The 21497-nt window shown below is 49.1% G+C and carries 12 protein-coding genes, 1 tRNA gene, 3 rRNA genes and 1 other annotated feature; of the genes, 1 reads left to right on the top strand and 15 read right to left on the bottom strand.

Features of this window, described 5'->3' with window-relative positions; all coding sequences use genetic code 11:
• Nucleotides 1-29: 29 nt before the first annotated feature.
• The 5 genes from EXW93_RS16235 to pdxS form a co-directional block, all read right to left on the bottom strand.
• Nucleotides 30-120: transfer RNA gene (locus EXW93_RS16235), tRNA-Ser, on the bottom strand.
• A gap of 136 nt (nucleotides 121-256) precedes the next feature.
• A complete protein-coding gene (gene serS, locus EXW93_RS16230) occupies nucleotides 257-1534 on the bottom strand; it encodes a serine--tRNA ligase (protein ID WP_035395402.1) in 1278 nt (425 codons plus the stop codon).
• 61 nt (nucleotides 1535-1595) lie between these two features.
• Nucleotides 1596-1803: a binding site (T-box leader), on the bottom strand.
• A gap of 12 nt (nucleotides 1804-1815) precedes the next feature.
• Nucleotides 1816-3051: a D-alanyl-D-alanine carboxypeptidase family protein gene (locus EXW93_RS16225; RefSeq protein ID WP_075643184.1), complete on the bottom strand. Its 1236-nt coding sequence runs from the start codon at nucleotides 3049-3051 to the stop codon at nucleotides 1816-1818.
• A gap of 91 nt (nucleotides 3052-3142) precedes the next feature.
• The gene (gene pdxT, locus EXW93_RS16220) at nucleotides 3143-3721 is read right to left on the bottom strand and encodes a pyridoxal 5'-phosphate synthase glutaminase subunit PdxT (RefSeq protein WP_035395406.1); all 579 of its coding nucleotides are present in this window, start codon (nucleotides 3719-3721) and stop codon (nucleotides 3143-3145) included.
• On the bottom strand, nucleotides 3715-4602 hold the full coding sequence (pdxS, locus tag EXW93_RS16215; protein WP_023469872.1) for a pyridoxal 5'-phosphate synthase lyase subunit PdxS: 888 nt from the start codon (nucleotides 4600-4602) through the stop codon (nucleotides 3715-3717). Before pdxS ends, pdxT begins: the two co-directional genes overlap by 7 nt.
• A gap of 116 nt (nucleotides 4603-4718) precedes the next feature.
• Between pdxS and pdxR the strand changes: the two genes are divergently transcribed.
• Nucleotides 4719-6122 (top strand): MocR-like pyridoxine biosynthesis transcription factor PdxR, encoded by a 1404-nt coding sequence (gene pdxR, locus EXW93_RS16210; protein WP_023469871.1) that lies wholly within the window; start codon nucleotides 4719-4721, stop codon nucleotides 6120-6122.
• Nucleotides 6123-6164: 42 nt separating this feature from the next.
• Here the strand turns inward: pdxR and guaB are convergent, their stop codons facing one another.
• From guaB to dnaN, 10 genes are all read right to left on the bottom strand, one after another.
• Nucleotides 6165-7631, bottom strand: a complete 1467-nt coding sequence (guaB, locus tag EXW93_RS16205; RefSeq protein WP_029343029.1) for an IMP dehydrogenase — start codon at nucleotides 7629-7631, stop codon at nucleotides 6165-6167.
• A 151-nt stretch (nucleotides 7632-7782) separates the two neighbouring features.
• Nucleotides 7783-7898 (bottom strand): 5S ribosomal RNA (rrf, locus tag EXW93_RS16200).
• 48 nt (nucleotides 7899-7946) lie between these two features.
• Nucleotides 7947-10860 (bottom strand): 23S ribosomal RNA (locus EXW93_RS16195).
• Nucleotides 10861-11026: 166 nt separating this feature from the next.
• Nucleotides 11027-12588 (bottom strand): 16S ribosomal RNA (locus tag EXW93_RS16190).
• The 16S, 23S and 5S rRNA genes sit together here, the layout of an rRNA operon.
• 346 nt (nucleotides 12589-12934) lie before the next feature.
• Nucleotides 12935-13978, bottom strand: coding sequence for an HD-GYP domain-containing protein (locus tag EXW93_RS16185; protein ID WP_023469869.1), 1044 nt, complete (start codon nucleotides 13976-13978; stop codon nucleotides 12935-12937).
• 101 nt (nucleotides 13979-14079) lie between these two features.
• Complete coding sequence (gene gyrA / locus EXW93_RS16180; RefSeq protein WP_055969794.1) at nucleotides 14080-16692, bottom strand: DNA gyrase subunit A; 2613 nt, start codon at nucleotides 16690-16692, stop codon at nucleotides 14080-14082.
• Nucleotides 16693-16719: 27 nt separating this feature from the next.
• Entirely contained in the window at nucleotides 16720-18633 is a 1914-nt protein-coding gene (gene gyrB, locus EXW93_RS16175; RefSeq protein ID WP_200864062.1) for a DNA topoisomerase (ATP-hydrolyzing) subunit B, read from the bottom strand.
• 10 nt (nucleotides 18634-18643) lie between these two features.
• Nucleotides 18644-19798: a DNA replication/repair protein RecF gene (gene recF, locus EXW93_RS16170; RefSeq protein WP_023469866.1), complete on the bottom strand. Its 1155-nt coding sequence runs from the start codon at nucleotides 19796-19798 to the stop codon at nucleotides 18644-18646.
• Nucleotide 19799: 1 nt separating this feature from the next.
• The gene (yaaA, locus tag EXW93_RS16165; RefSeq protein ID WP_023469865.1) at nucleotides 19800-20021 is read right to left on the bottom strand and encodes a S4 domain-containing protein YaaA; all 222 of its coding nucleotides are present in this window, start codon (nucleotides 20019-20021) and stop codon (nucleotides 19800-19802) included.
• A gap of 162 nt (nucleotides 20022-20183) precedes the next feature.
• The gene (gene dnaN, locus EXW93_RS16160) at nucleotides 20184-21317 is read right to left on the bottom strand and encodes a DNA polymerase III subunit beta (protein ID WP_023469864.1); all 1134 of its coding nucleotides are present in this window, start codon (nucleotides 21315-21317) and stop codon (nucleotides 20184-20186) included.
• Nucleotides 21318-21497: the final 180 nt, after the last annotated feature.

Below are 21497 nucleotides of genomic sequence, written 5' to 3'. Positions count from 1 at the left end.
CGTGCATGTCGTTGCCCAAAAAATAAAAATGGAGGAGGCGGTGGGATTCGAACCCACGCACGGCTTTCGCCGCCTGACGGTTTTCAAGACCGTTCTCTTAAACCACTTGAGTACGCCTCCGTACTTCTCATAACAATGTTATGACTCGGTTGTTTTCCTGACATTAATTATGATAGCATCTGCCTTTTAACGTGTAAAGACCTTTTCTAAAAAAACTTTTTAAAATACAAAAAGGGGGATTACTCCCCCTTCTGACTTAAGCTTGAATCACTTCAAGACCACCCATGTATGGACGAAGCACTTCTGGAATAACAACTGATCCATCCGCTTGCTGGTAGTTCTCTAAGATCGCAGCAACTGTCCGACCGACTGCAAGGGCAGAACCGTTTAACGTGTGAACGAATTCTGGTTTTGCGTTCGCTTCGCGGCGGAAACGAATCTGCGCCCGGCGTGCTTGGAAATCTTCAAAATTTGAACAAGAAGAGATTTCACGGTAGACGCCTTGGCTTGGCATCCAGACTTCGATGTCGTATTTCTTCGCAGCCGTGAACCCGAGATCAGCTGTACACATGCTCAATACTTGATACGGCAGCTTCAGCTTTTTCAAGACTGTTTCCGCTTGTCCCGTTAACAATTCGAGTTGTTCGTAAGACTCTTCTGGCTTGACGAAACGAACGAGCTCAACTTTATTGAATTGGTGCTGGCGAATCAATCCACGTGTATCGCGTCCGGCAGAACCTGCTTCTGAACGGAAACATTGGCTGTACGCTGCATAACCAATCGGTAACTGATCAGCTGTTAGGATTTCTTCACGGTGCATGTTCGTCACCGGAACTTCTGCTGTCGGTACGAGGAAGTAGTTCGTTTCTTCGACTTTAAATGCATCCTCTTCGAACTTCGGCAATTGTCCTGTTCCTGTCATAGAGTCACGGTTGACCATAAGTGGTGGTAAGATTTCTGTGTAGCCGTGCTGATCTTGGTGAAGATCCATCATGAAGTTAATCAATGCCCGCTCAAGACGCGCACCCGCTCCGCGGTAAAAGACGAAACGGCTACCTGTGACTTTTCCGGCACGCTCGACGTCGACGATTTTTAATTGCTCCATCAAATCCCAGTGTGGAACTGCTTCGAAATCAAACGCTGGTTTGTCCCCGACTTCACGCACGACGACGTTATCGTCCTCAGAAGAACCGACTGGTACGCTGTCATGTGGAATGTTCGGGATACCAAGGAGCAGCTGGTTCAATGTCGCTTCGACTTCACGTAACTCGTCGTCAAGCGTCTTGATTTCGTCTCCGACACTTCGCATCGCAGCGATCGCTTCATCTGCATTTTCCTTATTACGTTTCAGTTCAGCGATTTTTTTCGTCGCTTCGTTTCGTTCTGCTTTCAAGACTTCAGTCTGAGCAATCAGCTCTCGGCGTTTCTCATCAAGTGCGAGGAAACGGTTCATGTCCGTCAAGTCCTCTCCCCGGTGCGCTAACTTTTCTTGAATGGCGTCAAAATCTTGGCGTAATCGTTTAATATCAATCATCTGTAATTCCTCCTTTATGTCATAAAAAAAGGCGACTCGTCTCTTTCCGGTATTCCTACCGAAAAGGGACGAATCACCTGGATCCGCGTTGCCACCCTCATTGCTAGACACATCTAGCCAACTTAAGACGCGATAACGGGCGTACCCGCACCTTGTTCGCAAGGTGTGCGATCCGGCTCGATTCAATCCATCGATCTGACTAGTTCACACCACCCACTAGCTCTCTTAACAGTATCGATATATCTACTTGGTCCGTTCATAGCATCTTTATGAGATTAGCTTTACTTTACACCATCGCCTTGGAGGTTGACAAGAGCCGATTGTTGAATCGCTTGCTCAATTCGCTTCGACCAAGCCGTCCAAGCGCGGACGAGACGCGTCGGTACACTTGCGAGTTGAACGGCAGTTGCACTATACAAATTCACGCGTGGTGTTTCAAAACCAGGTAGATATATACCGTCATCCGCGACTTGCACCGTTCCGACGACTTCTTGTTTTGTGACGGGTGCCGTCGTTTTAGAGAAATCAAACCGTGGTTCCCGTGTCGATGCTCGCTTCGATACCGTCACATACAATGAGCCTTCCGTGACGACATCTAGCTTACGGACGGTTGCCCCTTTAATCGGAAGAACGTCTTTAATCCGTTCTCCTTTTCCGTAATACGTTAGTGGTTCGAACGTCGCAAAGCCATAATCGAGTAGTTTTTTCGTTTCCCGAAAACGGGCTTGATCCGAATCCGTTCGCATCACGACTGTAACAAGCGTCATGTTATCTCGTGTCGTCACACTAACAAAACAGTAACCAGCTAAATCGGTCATTCCCGTCTTCATTCCTCGCATGCCAGCATATGCGAATTTTTCCTTCGCTAGCATCTTATTCGAGTTGTTCAAGACTTCTCCATCGAGTTTCATCTGTGCTTTGCTCGTCACATCGAGGACATCCGGGTAATCCTTGATATAACGGATGACAAGTAACGCGATATCGGTCGCTGTCATCAAATTCGTTCCTGGAAGGGTCGCATCGACAGCATCAAGTCCAGACGCGTTCGCATACTCCGTGTCGTTCATTCCGAACTGTTTTGCTGTCTCATTCATCTTTTCAACGAACGTCGCTTCTGAACCAGCGACGGTTTCGGCTAGCATGACCGCTGCATCATTAGCTGATTGAATGAACGCCGCATTATACATTTCGCGAACCGTATATGTTTTTGGTTTTACTGGTACACGAGTGATACCAGACGTTTTTGCTAGTTTTAAGACTTTCTTGCTTGGTATGATTTTTTGATCCCACGTCAGTTTTTTGAGTTCGATTTGTCGCCGGACGAGGTAAAGCGTCATCAACTTCGTCATCGAAGCTGGTGGTAGAGAAACATCCGCTTCCGATTGAAGGAGGATTTTCCCTGTGACCGCATCGGCCAATATGTAAGACTCTGCTTGAATCGAAGGTGCTGCTTGTCCCGTCATAGGAAAACTTGTGAGCATCAGTATACTCAAGCAGAGTAGCAAGATTCGCTTCATCGTGTCTCTCCCTCACTTAATCATTCATTGTACGAATAGTGTAGCACAAAAGAAGCATCCGACAGTAGAGACTGTCAGATGCTTCCACGCTTTATGAACGGACGGATTGCCGCTGTTTGATTTTTTGTAAAAAATACTGATGTAAACGATTATCTTCCGTTAATTCAGGATGAAACGAGCACGCGAGGTGTAGCGATGTCTCGACAGCAACGATCTGCTCTTCGACTTTCGCAATCACTCGTGTTCCTTCCCCGACAGACAGAATCAATGGTGCTCGAATGAACACTGCCTCGATTGGTTCCTCAATTCCTTCAACCGATAGCAATCCTTCAAATGAATCAATTTGTCGACCGAAAGCATTCCGACGGACCGTCATCGAAATCGCGTTGAGATGGCTTTGTCCTGCTTCGATAGCGGTTGCGAGTAGAATCATTCCGGCACATGTTCCGAACATCGGTAACGTCGCCGCTTTTTCCCGAAGCGGTTCCAGTAATTCATAGCGTTCGATCAATCGACGCATCGCGGTCGATTCGCCTCCTGGTAAGACAAGTCCATCCAGTTTCTCGAGATCGCTCGCTTGTTTGACGAGAACGACATCGACACCAAGACCTTCCAGCTGCTGTCGATGTTCACGGACCGCACCTTGAACATCAAGAATACCGATTACCATCCGCGTGTCGCCATCCGTTCCTCAAACGGCATCGATGTGACATCGATTCCTTTCATTGCTGTTCCGAGTCCTTTGGATAAAGACGCGATCCGTTCAAAATCATCTTTGTACGTCACGGCCTCGACAATCGCCCGAGCGACACGTTCTGGATGTTCTGATTTAAAGATCCCTGATCCGACGAAGACACCATCTGCCCCTAGGTGCATCATGAGTGCGGCATCAGCTGGTGTCGCGACTCCCCCGGCTGCAAAGTTGACGACCGGTAGACGTCCCTGTGTCCGAATATCACGTAATACTTCGTACGGAGCACCCCATTCTTTCGCAAATGTCATCAATTCATCTGGACTGACATGTAAAATCTGATTCAATTGTGCTTGAATTTGTCGCATATGGCGAACAGCTTCGACGACGTTCCCAGTTCCAGGTTCACCTTTCGTCCGAATCATCGCGGCTCCTTCGGCGATGCGACGAGCGGCTTCCCCAAGATCACGTGCGCCACAGACGAACGGCACAGTGAACTCTGACTTCAGTAAATGATATTGTTCATCTGCCGGAGTCAGGACCTCACTCTCATCAATGAAATCGACCCCCATCGATTCGAGAACACGCGCTTCGACGATATGACCAATCCGGCATTTTGCCATGACGGGAATTGAGACCGCTCCGAGTACTTCTTCCGTAATCAATGGATCTGCCATTCGTGCGACGCCTCCGTCACGACGAATATCAGACGGGACACGTTCAAGTGCCATGACTGCAACAGCACCTGCTGCTTCCGCAATCTTCGCTTGTTCCGCATTGACGACATCCATGATGACGCCACCCTTTTGCATTTCAGCCATTCCACGTTTGACACGATCCGTTCCTTGTTGACGTTCCATATCCATTCCCCCTTGGTTGACTTTCACTCCTTTAGTATACGGAACGTTGACACTTTTAAAAGTATCAGTTTATGATGATTTCAACAGGTCAGTTTACGAAGAAGGAGTCAGACGAGATGGACATGCTATCATTTCAACTCACGCGTAATCAGGAAAAACCACTTTATGAACAACTTTATCAACAGATCCGAAATGAAATCATTGCCGGTCGTTTAGCATACGGCACGAAATTACCATCTAAACGAAAACTCGGTCAATTTTTGAACTTAAGTCAAACGACGATTGAGCTTGCTTACCAACAACTCGTCGCAGAAGGATATGTCGAATCCATCTCACGTAAAGGTTACTTCGTTCTTGCCTATGAGGAACTCGCTTACGTTAAAACCTCACCCGTCATCGAACCACGTGTCACTAAAGAAAAACCAATCATCACATATGATTTTCATCCAAGTAAGATTGAAGGGATCTCTTTCCCGTTCGCTCGTTGGCGAAAGTATGCCAAAGATATCATCGATACCGATCACCACCCACTTGTCTCACTCGGTCATCCGCAAGGCGATCTAGCGCTACGCGAAGAGATTGCGACCTATCTCTATCATTCCCGTGGTGTCGTCTGTTCTCCTGAACAAATCGTCGTCGGTTCAGGTGTCGAGCAATTGTTGCCGCTCGTCCTCTTCTTACTGGGACGCGACGTCACGTACGGTATCGAGGATCCCGGTTATCATACGACACGCCTCTTACTTGAAAATCATGAACGCATGATTGAACCGATTCGTGTTGATGCGAATGGATTACGGATTGATCACTTACAGGAATCAAACGTCGATGTCATGTATGTCACACCGGCACATCAATTTCCGTCCGGTAGCATCTTATCCGTCAACCGAAGACATCAGTTGTTGAACTGGGCGGCGATGGATCCGACCCGTTTTATCATCGAAGACGACTATGATAGCGAATTCCGCTACAGCGGTAAATCGATTCCGTCTTTACACAACATGGACAGCAATCGTGTCATTTACATGAGTACTTTCTCAAAATCACTCATGCCTTCACTACGGATCGGTTATATGGTCTTACCCGAAGTCTTACGCGCTCGGTATCAAACAGAACTATCACACTATACCTGTAGTGTCTCGCGCTTCGATCAAACGATCTTGACGCGCTTCATGAAAGAGGGCGACTTTGAACGACATCTCAACCGGATGCGTAAAGTCTATCGTCGCAAGCTCGACGTCTTAATCCAATCACTTCGCCGGATTCCTGCCTTACGATTGACCGGCGAAAGTGCGGGACTCCATGTCGTCGTTTCCGTAGCGAACGGGATGACGGAGCCGGAGCTCGTAACGCGGGCACAACAACAAGGCATCCAAGTATATGGTCTTTCTCAATATGCCCAGTTACCGCTTCTCTCTGGTACACCTCAAATCGTACTTGGATTTGCGAGTCTCTCTGAGCAAGAGTTGATGGAAGGATTACGATTGTTGATGGACGCGTGGGATTTGCATAAATCATCATGAAAAAAGCCTCGCCTTTCTACTAGAGAAAGACGAGGCTTTTGTTTATTGACGTGTATAGTTCGATGCTTCTTTTGTAATTTGAATATCGTGCGGGTGGCTCTCTTGCAAACCAGCGCCCGTCATACGGATGAACTGTGTCTCTTCACGCAATTCTTCTAACGTTGCAGCGCCACAGTATCCCATACCTGAACGAATACCACCAACGAGTTGGTACACCGAATCGCCGAGTTTACCACGGTAAGCGACACGTCCTTCGATTCCTTCTGGAACGAACTTCTTGTCTGCTTCTTGGAAGTAACGATCTTGGCTACCGCGTTTCATCGATGCTTCAGAACCCATACCACGGTACGTTTTGAATTGACGTCCTTGGTAGATTTCCATCTCACCTGGGCTCTCTTCTACTCCTGCAAGTAAGCTTCCGAGCATGACAGCGTGACCGCCAGCAGCAAGTGCTTTTACGATATCTCCAGAATACTTGATGCCACCGTCAGCGATGATTGAGACACCATGTTTCCGTGCTTCTGTCGCACAATCGAAGACGGCTGTGATTTGTGGTACACCGACGCCTGCGACAACACGTGTCGTACAGATTGAACCAGGTCCGATACCAACTTTGATGACAGATGCACCGGCTTCAATTAAATCGCGTGTTGCTTCTGCCGTCGCAACGTTACCCGCAATGATTGGTAAGTTTGGATATTCTTCACGAAGTTCACGTACTTTGAGAAGAACACCTTCTGAGTGACCGTGTGCCGTATCGACGACGAGTGCATCGACACCTGCATCGACAAGGAACTTTGCACGTGTCGAAGCGTCTTTCGTTACGCCGACAGCTGCTGCGACGAGTAAACGTCCGAACTGATCTTTCGCAGCATGTGGATACTGTTCGACTTTTTCGATATCCTTTGTCGTGATTAACCCTTTTAATACACCGTTCTCATCAACGAGTGGTAACTTTTCGATGCGATGTTTGTGGAGAATCTGTTCTGCTTCAGCAAGGGACGTACCAACTTTTGCTGTCACGAGTTCTTCTGTCGTCATCACCGTTTCAATGACAGTCGAGTAATCCTTGACGAAACGAAGATCACGGTTCGTCAAAATCCCTACTAATTTACGCTCTGTTTCGTTATTAACGATTGGAACACCAGAGATGCGGTACTTACTCATCAAATACTCAGCATCGTAGACTTGACGCTCTGGCGTCAAATAGAACGGATTCGTGATGACACCATTTTCAGAACGTTTGACGCGATCGACATGTTCTGCTTGTTCTTCCATTGACATATTCTTATGAATGACACCAAGACCACCTTGACGTGCCATTGCGATTGCCATCGGTGCTTCTGTGACGGTATCCATCCCAGCACTGATCAACGGAATATTAAGTGTGATCCCTTCACATAGCGTGACAGATAAATCAACGTCGCGCGGCAAGACACTCGAACGACGGGGTACGAGTAAGACGTCATCAAACGTCAAACCCTCTTTAGCAAATTTGTTCTCCCACATGTTATCCACTCGCTTTCTCTTTTATAAAAGAATATTGATGTTATGGTAACAAGCAGAGGGTGTCATGTCAATGACTCGACCAATAATCAGAACAGTCTGAAGTTTCACATAACACAAAAAGACCGATCTGCAATCTGCAGATCGGTCAAGTGCCTGGCAACGTCCTATCCTCACAGGGGGAAGCCCCCAACTACTTTCGGCGTTCAAGTGCTTAACTTCCGTGTTCGGCATGGGAACGGGTGTGACCACTTGGCTATCGTCACCAGACGATCGGGCTCGCGCCCTCAAAACTGAAGTCATCAACAATGCATCTGCTAGAACAAGGCCTCGACCGATTAGTATCACTCAGCTCCACATGTCGCCATGCTTCCACCCGTGACCTATCTACCTCATCGTCTCTGAGGGGTCTTTCTTGATTACTCAAAGGGAAATCTCATCTTGGAGGGGGCTTCATGCTTAGATGCTTTCAGCATTTATCCCGTCCGCACGTAGCTACCCAGCGATGCTCCTGGCGGAACAACTGGTACACCAGCGGTGCGTCCATCCCGGTCCTCTCGTACTAAGGACAGCTCTCCTCAAATTTCCTGCGCCCACGACGGATAGGGACCGAACTGTCTCACGACGTTCTGAACCCAGCTCGCGTACCGCTTTAATGGGCGAACAGCCCAACCCTTGGGACCTACTCCAGCCCCAGGATGCGATGAGCCGACATCGAGGTGCCAAACCTCCCCGTCGATGTGGACTCTTGGGGGAGATCAGCCTGTTATCCCCAGGGTAGCTTTTATCCGTTGAGCGATGGCCCTTCCATGCGGAACCACCGGATCACTAAGCCCGACTTTCGTCCCTGCTCGACTTGTAGGTCTCGCAGTCAAGCTCCCTTCTGCCTTTGCGCTCTACGAATGATTTCCAACCATTCTGAGGGAACCTTTGGGCGCCTCCGTTACTGTTTAGGAGGCGACCGCCCCAGTCAAACTACCCGCCTGACACGGTCCTCCAGCCGGATCACGGCTGCGAGTTAGAGACTCTATGCATGAAGGGCGGTATCCCAAGGGTGACTCCTCCGAAGCTGGCGCTCCGGGCTCGACGTCTCCCGCCTATCCTGTACATCATGCACAAAGCCTCAATATCAGGCTGTAGTAAAGCTCCATGGGGTCTTTCCGTCCTGTCGCGGGTAACCTGCATCTTCACAGGTACTATGATTTCACCGGGTCTCTCGTTGAGACAGTGCCCAAATCGTTACGCCTTTCGTGCGGGTCGGAACTTACCCGACAAGGAATTTCGCTACCTTAGGACCGTTATAGTTACGGCCGCCGTTTACTGGGGCTTCGGTTCAAAGCTTCGCTTGCGCTAACCCATCCCCTTAACCTTCCAGCACCGGGCAGGCGTCAGCCCCTATACGTCATCTTGCGATTTAGCAGAGACCTGTGTTTTTGCTAAACAGTCGTTTGGGCCTATTCACTGCGGCTCTACTCATGTAGAGCGTCCCTTCTCCCGAAGTTACGGGACCATTTTGCCGAGTTCCTTAACGAGAGTTATCCCGCGCGTCTTAGAATTCTCATCTCGCCTACCTGTGTCGGTTTACGGTACTGGCGCCTTCCCCCTCACTAGAGGCTTTTCTTGGCAGTGTGAAATCGTGACCTACGTCCCTACGGGACTCCGCGTCGTTCCTTGACTTTGATGCCTGACGGATTTGCCAATCAGACGGTCTTGAAACTTGCACATGCACTTCCATCCGCATGCGTCACTATCCTCCTGCGTCCCCCCATTGTTCAAACGGTGGATCGGCGGTACAGGAATATCAACCTGTTATCCATCGCCTACGCCTTTCGGCCTCGGCTTAGGTCCAGACTAACCCTGAGCGGACGAGCCTTCCTCAGGAAACCTTGGGCTTTCGACGGAGGGGATTCTCACCCCTCTTTTCGCTACTCACACCGGCATTCTCACTTCCAAACGCTCCACTGCTCCTTCCGGTACAGCTTCGCAGCGGTTTGGAACGCTCCCCTACCATTCCTTACGGAATCCGCAGCTTCGGTGGTATGTTTAGCCCCGTTACATTTTCGGCGCGGCGCCACTCGACTAGTGAGCTATTACGCACTCTTTGAATGGTGGCTGCTTCTAAGCCAACATCCTAGCTGTCTAGGCAGCGCCACATCCTTTTCCACTTAACATACACTTTGGGACCTTAGCTGGCGGTCTGGGCTGTTTCCCTCTTGACTACGGATCTTATCACTCGCAGTCTGACTCCCGAGTATAAGTTGCTGGCATTCGGAGTTTAACTGAATTCGGTAACCCTGTGGGGGCCCCTAGTCCAATCAGTGCTCTACCTCCAGAACTCTCAACCTCGAGGCTAGCCCTAAAGCTATTTCGGGGAGAACCAGCTATCTCCAGGTTCGATTGGCATTTCACCGCTACCCACACCTCATCCCCGCACTTTTCAACGTGCGTGGGTTCGGACCTCCAGTCAGTGTTACCTGACCTTCATCCTGGACATGGGTAGATCACCTGGTTTCGGGTCTACGACAACGCACTGAACGCCCTGTTCAGACTCGCTTTCGCTACGGCTCCGCCTCATCGGCTTAACCTCGCGCGTTATCGTAACTCGCCGGTTCATTCTACAAAAGGCACGCCATCACCCGTTAACGGGCTCTGACTACTTGTAGGCATACGGTTTCAGGATCTATTTCACTCCCCTTCCGGGGTGCTTTTCACCTTTCCCTCACGGTACTGGTTCACTATCGGTCACTAGGGAGTATTTAGCCTTGGGAGATGGTCCTCCCGGATTCCGACGGGGTTTCACGTGTCCCGCCGTACTCAGGATCCACTCTGGAGGGAAAACAGTTTCAGCTACAGGGCTGTCACCTTCTTCGGCCGACCTTTCCAGGTCCTTCACCTACTGTCTTCCTTTTTGACTCCGTGTAGAGTGTCCTACAACCCCGAAGAGCATGCTCTCCGGTTTGGGCTGTTCCCGTTTCGCTCGCCGCTACTCAGGGAATCGCATTTGCTTTCTCTTCCTCCGGGTACTTAGATGTTTCAGTTCCCCGGGTCTGCCTCACGCTACACTATGTATTCATGTAACATGTCCCATCCCATTACAGATGGTGGGTTCCCCCATTCGGAAATCTTCGGATCAAAGCATACTTACTGCTCCCCGAAGCATATCGCTGTTCGTCGCGTCCTTCATCGGCTCCTAGTGCCAAGGCATCCACCGTACGCCCTTCATACCTTGATCTAGCGTTGGTATTCTAAGAACACACGTCTAATGACATGGTTAATTAAAAGTTTTGATGTCTTGTTGATGTCTTCAGTTTTCAAGGTGCGAGTGTCTCTTTCGAGACTGAGAGACGAGCTCTCAAAACTGAACGATGGGCATGTCCCGTAAGGGACGTTTTCCTTAGAAAGGAGGTGATCCAGCCGCACCTTCCGATACGGCTACCTTGTTACGACTTCACCCCAATCATCTACCCCACCTTCGACGGCTGGCTCCTTGCGGTTACCTCACCGGCTTCGGGTGTTGCAAACTCTCGTGGTGTGACGGGCGGTGTGTACAAGACCCGGGAACGTATTCACCGCAGTATGCTGACCTGCGATTACTAGCGATTCCGACTTCATGCAGGCGAGTTGCAGCCTGCAATCCGAACTGGGAACGGCTTTATGGGATTGGCTCCACCTCGCGGTCTCGCTGCCCTTTGTACCGTCCATTGTAGCACGTGTGTAGCCCAACTCATAAGGGGCATGATGATTTGACGTCATCCCCACCTTCCTCCGGTTTGTCACCGGCAGTCTCCCTAGAGTGCCCAACTGAATGCTGGCAACTAAGGATAGGGGTTGCGCTCGTTGCGGGACTTAACCCAACATCTCACGACACGAGCTGACGACAACCATGCACCACCTGTCACCATTGTCCCCGAAGGGAAAACTTGATCTCTCAAGCGGTCAATGGGATGTCAAGAGTTGGTAAGGTTCTTCGCGTTGCTTCGAATTAAACCACATGCTCCACCGCTTGTGCGGGTCCCCGTCAATTCCTTTGAGTTTCAGCCTTGCGGCCGTACTCCCCAGGCGGAGTGCTTAATGCGTTAGCTTCAGCACTGAGGGGCGGAAACCCCCCAACACCTAGCACTCATCGTTTACGGCGTGGACTACCAGGGTATCTAATCCTGTTTGCTCCCCACGCTTTCGCGCCTCAGCGTCAGTTACAGACCAAAGAGTCGCCTTCGCCACTGGTGTTCCTCCACATCTCTACGCATTTCACCGCTACACGTGGAATTCCACTCTTCTCTTCTGTACTCAAGCCTTCCAGTTTCCAATGGCCCTCCCCGGTTGAGCCGGGGGCTTTCACATCAGACTTAAAAGGCCGCCTGCGCGCGCTTTACGCCCAATAATTCCGGACAACGCTTGCCACCTACGTATTACCGCGGCTGCTGGCACGTAGTTAGCCGTGGCTTTCTCGTAAGGTACCGTCAAGGTACGAGCATTTCCTCTCGTACGTGTTCTTCCCTTACAACAGAGTTTTACGATCCGAAAACCTTCATCACTCACGCGGCGTTGCTCCATCAGACTTTCGTCCATTGTGGAAGATTCCCTACTGCTGCCTCCCGTAGGAGTCTGGGCCGTGTCTCAGTCCCAGTGTGGCCGATCACCCTCTCAGGTCGGCTATGCATCGTCGCCTTGGTGGGCCGTTACCCCACCAACTAGCTAATGCACCGCAAGGCCATCTCAAGGTGACGCCGAAGCGCCTTTCATCAGCGGACCATGCGGTCCGTTGAACTATCCGGTATTAGCTCCGATTTCTCGGAGTTATCCCAATCCTTGAGGCAGGTTCCTTACGTGTTACTCACCCGTCCGCCGCTCATTCCGCTGCCTTCCCTCCGAAGAGTTCCGTCAGTTTCCTGCGCTCGACTTGCATGTATTAGGCACGCCGCCAGCGTTCGTCCTGAGCCAGGATCAAACTCTCCATGAAGTGTTTGACTTGCTCGTTGTTGTGACCGAAGTCACGATTGACGAAGCTTGCGCTTCATTCGTTTTTGTATTCCGTAGAATACGATTTTTGCCTCATCGTTCAGTTTTCAAAGTTCGTCCGCGCCTGTTTTGGCGACTCAATTAGAATACCAAGTTTGAAACAAGAAGTCAACAACTTTTTTGAAATTGTTTTTTTGTTTGTTTCAAGCGCTTGTCGTTGTTAAGGACATGTAATAATATATCATGCGTTTTATTATTGTGCAACACTTATTTTAAAATTGTTTTTAAAATCATGAACAAGCCTCTTGAACCTTACGATTCCGGCTCAAGAGGCTACGTATTTCCTATTAATCCATCAACTGAATGATGCTATGTTGCCGTTCTTCCATTAAATCAATGACTATCATCCGTCCTTGTTCTTCATATGAAATAACAGGTCGATCAAAAATTGTATTCTTTCGAACGATCGTTGCAATCTTTCCATTACTCATCAGGACACGATCACCGACTTCGATTGGTAAAAGTAACTGTCCGAGCAATAGGACATACTTCGAGCAATATTGCATCGGTCGTGCTTTTAAATGACGGTATGCATCAAACGGTGTATATGCTTCTCGATATGGACGCCAACTTGTCATCGCAGCAAAGACATCTGCCACAATAAAAAGTCGACTATGATCCGTAATCTTATCTCCCTTTACCTTTAAAGGATAACCCGTTCCATCTAGTCGTTCATGATGTTGAACAATCAAGCGATTGACCGTATCTGAAATGATCGTCTCCTTTTGCAATGCTTGATATGCCATTGCGGGGTGCCGGTGGAAGATTTCTTGTTGCATTGCTTCATAGCGTTTCGTATGACGCCATTCCATGATTCGCGCGAGACCGTAGTCAGCAAAATAAGAAGCTGTCCATAACTCATGGATTAATTTCCGATCTTTTCCGACTGCTTCAGCAAGCATTTGCGCAATTGCCCCTCGATAGATGGCATGTCGAACGGTATAAGCTTCCGTTCCTCGCTCGAGGAAGAATGGTAAGACATCTTGTCTCGTAATCCGTTCTGGAACGGACTGTTTGACCCAGCTCAATGCTTCATACACATTCGGCTTTATTCCCTGTTCCCATGACATGAAGACTTTATTGTAAGAACGAATGAATGCTTCAAACGGATTTTCTGTATGAGCCGCTACGGTTTCAGTTTGCGCCTCCTCGCTCTCGATTAAATCCGGTCGATCTTCGATGACGACTTCTTTAATCAAAAATCGTTGAATCCGCCGTAACTCATCCGTTCCTATCTTTTTACCTGCTTCTACGATTGGATGATCTGTATGTAAATAGATGGGTTCCGTTAAACGATCCCCGATGCGTAATTGATTACTTGCCACTCGCATATCGTTTCGTCTCCTTTTTTATTTTATTTTCTTTCTATCTATATATGTAGATAAAAGCAGCAGAGTAGTATCACTCTGCTGCTTCCTTGCTGACGTCTTGCTTACTCTTCCGCTTCTTCTGGAGCATCCGATTCGACTACATTCTCTTCAGACACGATGTCAGTGTCTTCTTCCATTTCATCAGTCTCTTCTCGTTTCAGTTTGGCAACCGTTGCAACACGGTCACCTTCTTCAATTCGAATGACCTTCACCCCTTGGGTATTCCGGCCGACACGTGAGATGTATTGCGAGTCTGTCCGAATGACGATCCCGCTCTCTGTCATGATCATGATGTCATCGTCGACATCAACGATGCGCATGGCAACGATTTGACCGACACGTTCCGTCACCTTACTCGCGATCAATCCTTTACCACCACGAGACTGGCTACGGAACTCGGTCATCGGTGTCCGTTTACCGAATCCTTTTTCCGTAATGACAAGAACATCTTGGGCATCACGTGCAAGTTCCATCCCGACGACGAAATCGTCTGGACGTAACGTCATCGCTTTGACACCACGAGCGCCACGTCCCATCGAGCGGACATTCGTGATTGGGAAACGAATCGCTTTCCCACTTGTTGAAACAGCAAAGACTTCATCGTCCGTCGATGCGAGACGAACCGATGTCAACTCGTCGTCTTCAAACAATCGAATCGCGATCAAACCGTTTTTGTTGATCCGTGCGTACGCAGACAACGGTGAACGTTTGACGCGTCCTTTACGTGTCATGAAGATCAATGATTTTTGCTCATCTTGAACGACTTCTTCCGTTTCGAGCGTTTCTTCCGTCTCTTCAATCTCTCCCTCAATCACCTCGACAGGTGCTTCAGTTGCTTGTTGCTCCTCGAGATAACGTTTGAAGTTGACTGGAATCATCGTCTCGACCTTTTCGTCGCGTTCGATTTGGATGAGGTTGATGATCGGTACACCTTTTGATGTCCGGCTCATCTCCGGTACTTCATATCCACGAATCCGGTAGACTTTTCCGCGGTTCGTAAAGAATAGGATTGTATCGTGCGTCGAACAAGATAAGAGACGCGTGACGTAATCCTCGTCATTCGTTCCGATTCCTTGAACCCCACGTCCGCCGCGGCGTTGTGTCCGGTACGAATCCGTCGTCATCCGTTTGATGTAGCCACTGCTTGTCAACGTGATGATGATATCCTGTTCCGGAATCAAATCTTCATCTTCGAATTCGATGTGGTCCATGCGGATTTCCGTCCGACGTTCGTCGTTGAAACGTTCTTTTAACTCCTCGAGCTCTGTCCGGATTAAATCAAGCAAAACTTCCTCACTCGCAAGGATGCGGTTCAGTTCCGCGATCAATTGCATGATTTCGTCATACTCTGCTTCGATCTTCTCCCGTTCAAGACCTGTCAGGCGTTGCAAGCGCATATCGAGAATCGCTTGTGATTGTTTCTCGGATAACGCAAAACGCTCCATCAACTGTTCACGTGCTGCGTCTGCTGTCCGGTTCCCGCGAATGATTTGAATGACTTCATCCAAATGATCGAGTGCAATCCGTAGACCAGCGAGTAAGTGTTCACGTGCTTCTGCTTTTTCGAGATCGAACTGTGTCCGACGACGCACGATTTCTTTTTGATGCTCGAGGTAATGATAGAGCATTTCCTTGAGCGTCAATGTTTTCGGACGTCCGCCGACGATCGCTAGCATGTTGACACCAAACGTCGTTTGCATCGACGTCTGTTTATACAAGTTATTTAAGATGACGCTCGCATTGGCGTCACGACGGACTTCCATGACGATGCGCATACCGCGGCGATCTGACTCATCCCGTAAATCGGTGATGCCTTCAATCTTTTTCTCGCGAACGAGATCGGCAATCTTTTCAACGAGGCGGGCTTTATTGACTTGATAAGGCAGCTCCGTCACGATGATCCGTTCCCGGTCTTTCTTCGTCTGTTCGATTTCTGCTTTCGCACGGACGATGATTGAGCCACGTCCTGTTTCATAAGCGCGACGAATCCCACTCCGACCAAGAATTTCACCAGCTGTCGGGAAATCAGGTCCCGGAATGTGCTGCATCAGTTCTTGGATCGTGATTTCTGGATCGTGCGACAAGGCTAAGACACCATCGATGACTTCGCCAAGCTGATGTGGTGGAATGTTTGTTGCCATCCCGACCGCGATCCCGCTCGAACCGTTGACGAGTAAGTTCGGGAAGCGCGACGGTAAGACTTCCGGTTCGCGTTCCGAACCATCGTAGTTATCTTTGAAATCGACTGTGTTTTTGTTGATATCGCGAACGATCTCCATCGCGATTTTTGACATACGAGCTTCCGTATATCGCATCGCTGCCGCCGAGTCTCCATCGACAGACCCGAAATTTCCGTGTCCATCGACGAGTTCGTAACGGTAGCTGAAGTCTTGCGCCATGCGGACCATCGTGTCATAGACGGCAGAATCCCCGTGCGGGTGATACTTACCGATGACTTCCCCGACGATACGGGCAGACTTTTTATGTGGTTTATCGGCACGAATACCGAGGTCGTTCATCGCATAGAGAATCCGGCGGTGTCCGGGTTTTAAGCCGTCCCGTACGTCCGGAAGAGCACGTGCGACGATGACGCTCATCGCGTAGTCCATGAAGGACGTACGCATCTCTTGACTGATATTAATATCCTTGATGATTCCGTGATTTTGTTCGGACATGCTTCTGGCCACCCTCTCTGTTCAGCGTTAAATATCCAGGTTCTTGACGTAATGTGCGTGTGATTGAATGAAGTCGCGTCGTGGTTCGACTTGATCTCCCATCAAGATATCAAAGACTTCATCCGCTTCGATCGCATCTTGAAGCTCGACACGTAACATTTGACGACCACTTGGATCCATCGTCGTTTCCCAAAGTTGCTCTGGATCCATCTCCCCAAGACCTTTGTAGCGCTGAATGTCGTACCGTGCGTTTTCAGGAAGCGCTGCAAGCGCTTCTGTCAATTCACGTTCGTTATGCACGTACGTGATGTTCTTCCCTTGTTTGATCCCGTATAGCGGTGGCTGAGCGATATAGACATACCCATGCTCGACAAGCGGACGCATGTAACGGTAGAAGAACGTCAACAAGAGTGTCCGGATGTGGGCACCATCGACATCGGCATCGGTCATGATGATGACTTTGTGATAGCGTGCTTTTTCGATATTGAACTCAGAACCGATACTTGTTCCGAGTGCCGTGATGATCGTCCGAATCTCATTGCTTCCGAGAATCTTATCAAGACGTGCTTTCTCAACGTTCAAGATTTTACCGCGAATCGGTAAGATTGCTTGGAAATGACGATCACGTCCAGATTTCGCAGAACCACCCGCCGAGTCACCCTCAACGATGTACAATTCGGAAATCGAGGCATCACGTGACGAACAGTCGGCCAGTTTACCTGGAAGCGAGCTCACTTCGAGAACACCTTTACGGCGTGTCAGTTCACGGGCGCGTTTCGCTGCCATCCGGGCGCGTGACGCCATCATCCCTTTTTCGACGATTGCGCGTGCATTCGTCGGGTTTTCGAGCATGAACTGCTCAAATGCACCAGAGAAGAGTGAATCCGTAACCGTACGCGCGTCGGAGTTCCCGAGTTTCGTTTTCGTCTGACCTTCGAACTGTGGGTTCGGGTGTTTGACGGAAACGATCGCTGTCATTCCTTCACGTACGTCCTCACCGGATAACGTACCGTCTGCATCCTTCATCAAACCGAACTTCTTCGCGTAGTCATTGATGACCCGTGTCAAAGCCGTCTTGAAGCCGGTCTCGTGCGTACCACCTTCATGCGTCGGGATGTTGTTCGTGAACGAGTAGATGTTTGACGCAAATCCGTCGTTATACTGAAGCGCGACTTCAACTTCGATGCCGTCTTTTGTTCCGTGTACATAGACAGGTTCCGCATGAACGACTTCTTTTGAACGATTCAAGTGTTCGACGTAGGATTTGATCCCACCTTCGTAGTGGAAGCTACGCGTCATCGGCTCATCCGCACGATCGTCCGTGATGATGATCTTCAAGCCTTTATTTAAGAAAGCAAGTTCCCGCAGGCGTGTCGCTAGCAAATCATAGTCATACTCGAGCGTCTCTTGGAAAATCTCACCGTCTGGGAAGAAACGAATCGTCGTTCCTGTCTCTTCTGATGTTCCGATGACTTCGAGATCTTGCGCTGGTACACCGCGATGATACGCTTGGTAATACAGCTTCTCGTTCCGTTTGACGAATACTTCAAGTTTCGTCGACAGGGCGTTAACGACCGAAGCCCCAACACCGTGTAGTCCACCCGATACTTTATATCCGCCGCCGCCGAATTTACCACCGGCGTGGAGGACTGTCAGGATGACCTCAACGGCAGGACGACCCATCTTCTCTTGAATGTCGACTGGAATACCGCGTCCATTATCCTCGACTAAGATCGAGTTCCCTGGTTCGATCGTCACCTTGATCGTGTCACAGTATCCTGCGAGCGCCTCATCAATCGAGTTATCGACGATCTCCCATACGAGGTGATGGAGACCCTTTGATGCCGTCGAGCCGATATACATCCCTGGACGTTTACGAACTGCTTCTAATCCTTCAAGTACTTGAATCTGATCGGCACCGTACCCTTGTTCCAATTCCATATCTTCATGATTACTCATCGGTTTTCTCACCTACTGTTTCTTTATATGATGTCTCTTCCAAATCGACCGTCCCTTGTTTCACGTGGAACAACTTCGCTTGGTTGATCGTTTCATGCGCAATCCCGTCGACGCTTGTCGTCGTCAGGATCGTCTGGACCTTTTGTTGCATCGTATCGAGCAAATGTGTTTGACGATGATCATCAAGCTCGGATAAGACATCGTCGAGCAGAAGAAGTGGATATTCCCCTACTTCCTCATGAATCAATTCGATCTCCGCAAGCTTTAACGAGAGGGCTGCTGTCCGTTGTTGTCCTTGTGAACCATACGTTTGGACGTTTCGTCCATTGACTTCCATCTCGAAGTCATCGCGATGTGGTCCAAACAACGTAACTCCTCTTCGGATTTCATTTTCTTTTATTTTACCAAACTTCCGCGTGTAGGACGCAGTCATTCCTTCGACATCGAGTAATTCGTCGCCGAATGTGTCCGAACGATAGATGAGCGCGAGTTCTTCCTGTCCACGACTGATTCCGTCATGAATCGGTCGTGCCCATTTTTCGAGCTGGGCCATGAAATGATGCCGGCGCTGAACGATTTTAACGGCTAGCGTAATCATTTGCTCCGTCAAGATATCAAGGAAGGTCTCGTCTCCTCCCTTCATGGACAGTTGTTTCAGCAATGCGTTCCGCTGCTTCAACACTTTCAGGTACTGGCTCAATTCATGCAGATAGACCGGACTGACTTGACCGATCTCCATATCGAGAAATCGCCGGCGGACTTGTGGACTGCCTTTGACGATATGCAAATCTTCCGGGGCGAATAAAACGATGTTCAGTGCCCCGACATAATCACTCAAGCGTCGTTGCTCTAGATGATTCAGCTTTGCTTTTTTCCCGCGACCCGAGATGACGATCTCTTGGACATGGGAGCCGGTCCGCTTGACGACACGTCCTTCGACGCGCGCTGTTTCTTGGTCCCAACCGATCAGTTCCTTGTCATGCGTCGTCCGGTGCGACTTCGCGAGAGCAAGAACATAGATCGCTTCCAGTAAGTTCGTCTTCCCTTGTGCATTTTCACCAATCAGGACATTCGTTTTTTCGGAGAATGACAGTTCGAGTGCGTCATAGTTGCGATAATGACTGAGTCGGACTGAATCCAGCCGCACGTTAGTTGCCCTCGTTCTTGATGATGAACTGACCGTAGTCTTCTACATCAATGATGTCTCCATCCCGTAATTTACGACCACGTCGCTGATCGACCTCGCCGTTGACTAGAATCGGTACCTCTGCTAAAAACGGTTTGGCTTGTCCTCCGCTTGAGATAATATCCGATAGCTTCAGGAACTGCCCTAATGTGACGTATTCCGTTGTAATTCTGATTTCTTGCATGGATTGACTCCTCCTACCTACATATTATAAATGACGTACTCTTTATTGTACTAAACATTGAGCGATTTAGCAAAATCCCCGAACGTATATACGGTATACGAAAAAGACGGGTCCGATGTCGAAACGATCGAACCCGTCTTATCACGTATTTCGTGTTTATGCTTACGCCGTCCGGACTGGAAGAATCAGTTGCAGGACGTTATCTTGATCGACTGGGTGCAAGATGAATGGACGAATCGAACCCGTGAACTGGATTTCGATATCTGTCGCGTCAAGTGCCTTCAAGGCGTCCATCATGTACTTCGAGTTGAACGAGATTTTCAGCTCTTCTCCTTCAAGCGAAAGGATGCTGACTTGCTCCGAGACTTTCCCGACTTCTGGAGAATGCGAAGAGATCTCGACCGCTGTCGTTCCTTCAGCTGCGAACTTGATGACGTTGTTACGGTCCTCACGTGCAAGCAGTGACGCGCGATCGATCGCTTGGAGCAATTCTTTTGCGTTCATGCGGACAGCTGTCCGGTACTCTTCCGGAATCAAACGTGATGTATCCGGATAGTTTCCATCGAGTAGACGCGAGAAGAAGAGGACGTGCTTCATCTTGAACAAGATTTGTTGGTTCGTGATCGTGATATCCACATGACCATCCCCAAGCAACTTCGATAATTCATTCAAGCTCTTACCAGGAACGATGACGTTCTGGAACGAGATATCTGTATCTGTCTCGAACTGTGCACGACGAAGGGCTAGACGATGACTATCTGTTGAGACACATGTCAAGATGCCTTTATCGGCTGAGAAGTTCACACCTGTCAGAACAGGACGTGTTTCTTGAACAGCGACAGCAAAGCTTGTTTGGCGAATCATCGAACGTAAGAGATCAGCCGGTAAGCGGAAACGTTGTCCCCCATCGACTTGCGGAAGGCGTGGGAACTCATCTGGATCAAGACCGTTCAAATGGAATTCCGCTGTTCCTGACTGGATCCGTGTCATGAAGTTCGGTGAGACTTCAAGTGTGACTTCGTCTTTTGGCATCTTTTTGACGATATCGCCGAAGAAGCGGGCATTCAAGACGACACTACCTGCACGGTGAACCGTGACATAAGATGTTCCATTCTCTTCTGCATAGATCGTCCGTTCAATCGAGATTTCTGTATCGCTTCCTGTCAGCGTCATACCATCTCCATGAGCTTCGAGTTTGATTCCTGTCAGAATCGGAATCGTCGTGCGGGATGAGACCGCTTTGGCTACATCTTGTACTGCTTGAATTAAAGCTTCGCGTTGAATGGTGATATGCATATCGTCGTTAGACTCCTCTCGAAAATAATGGGCATGCGCCCATCATAACATAATAATATATTTTTTTAATAATAGTCTTAGGGGCTGTGGATAGTGTGGATAAGTCGGTGGATAACTTGATATAAAGCCAAAAACGGTGTGGATAAGTTGTGGATAACCACCCTACTTTATCCACATGTT

This window comes from Exiguobacterium sp. JMULE1, assembly GCF_013337175.1.
GTDB classification, from domain to species: Bacteria; Bacillota; Bacilli; order Exiguobacteriales; family Exiguobacteriaceae; genus Exiguobacterium_A; species Exiguobacterium_A indicum.
The sequence above is the reverse complement of the archived record's forward strand: the minus strand, read 5'-3'. Positions and strand labels throughout refer to the sequence as shown.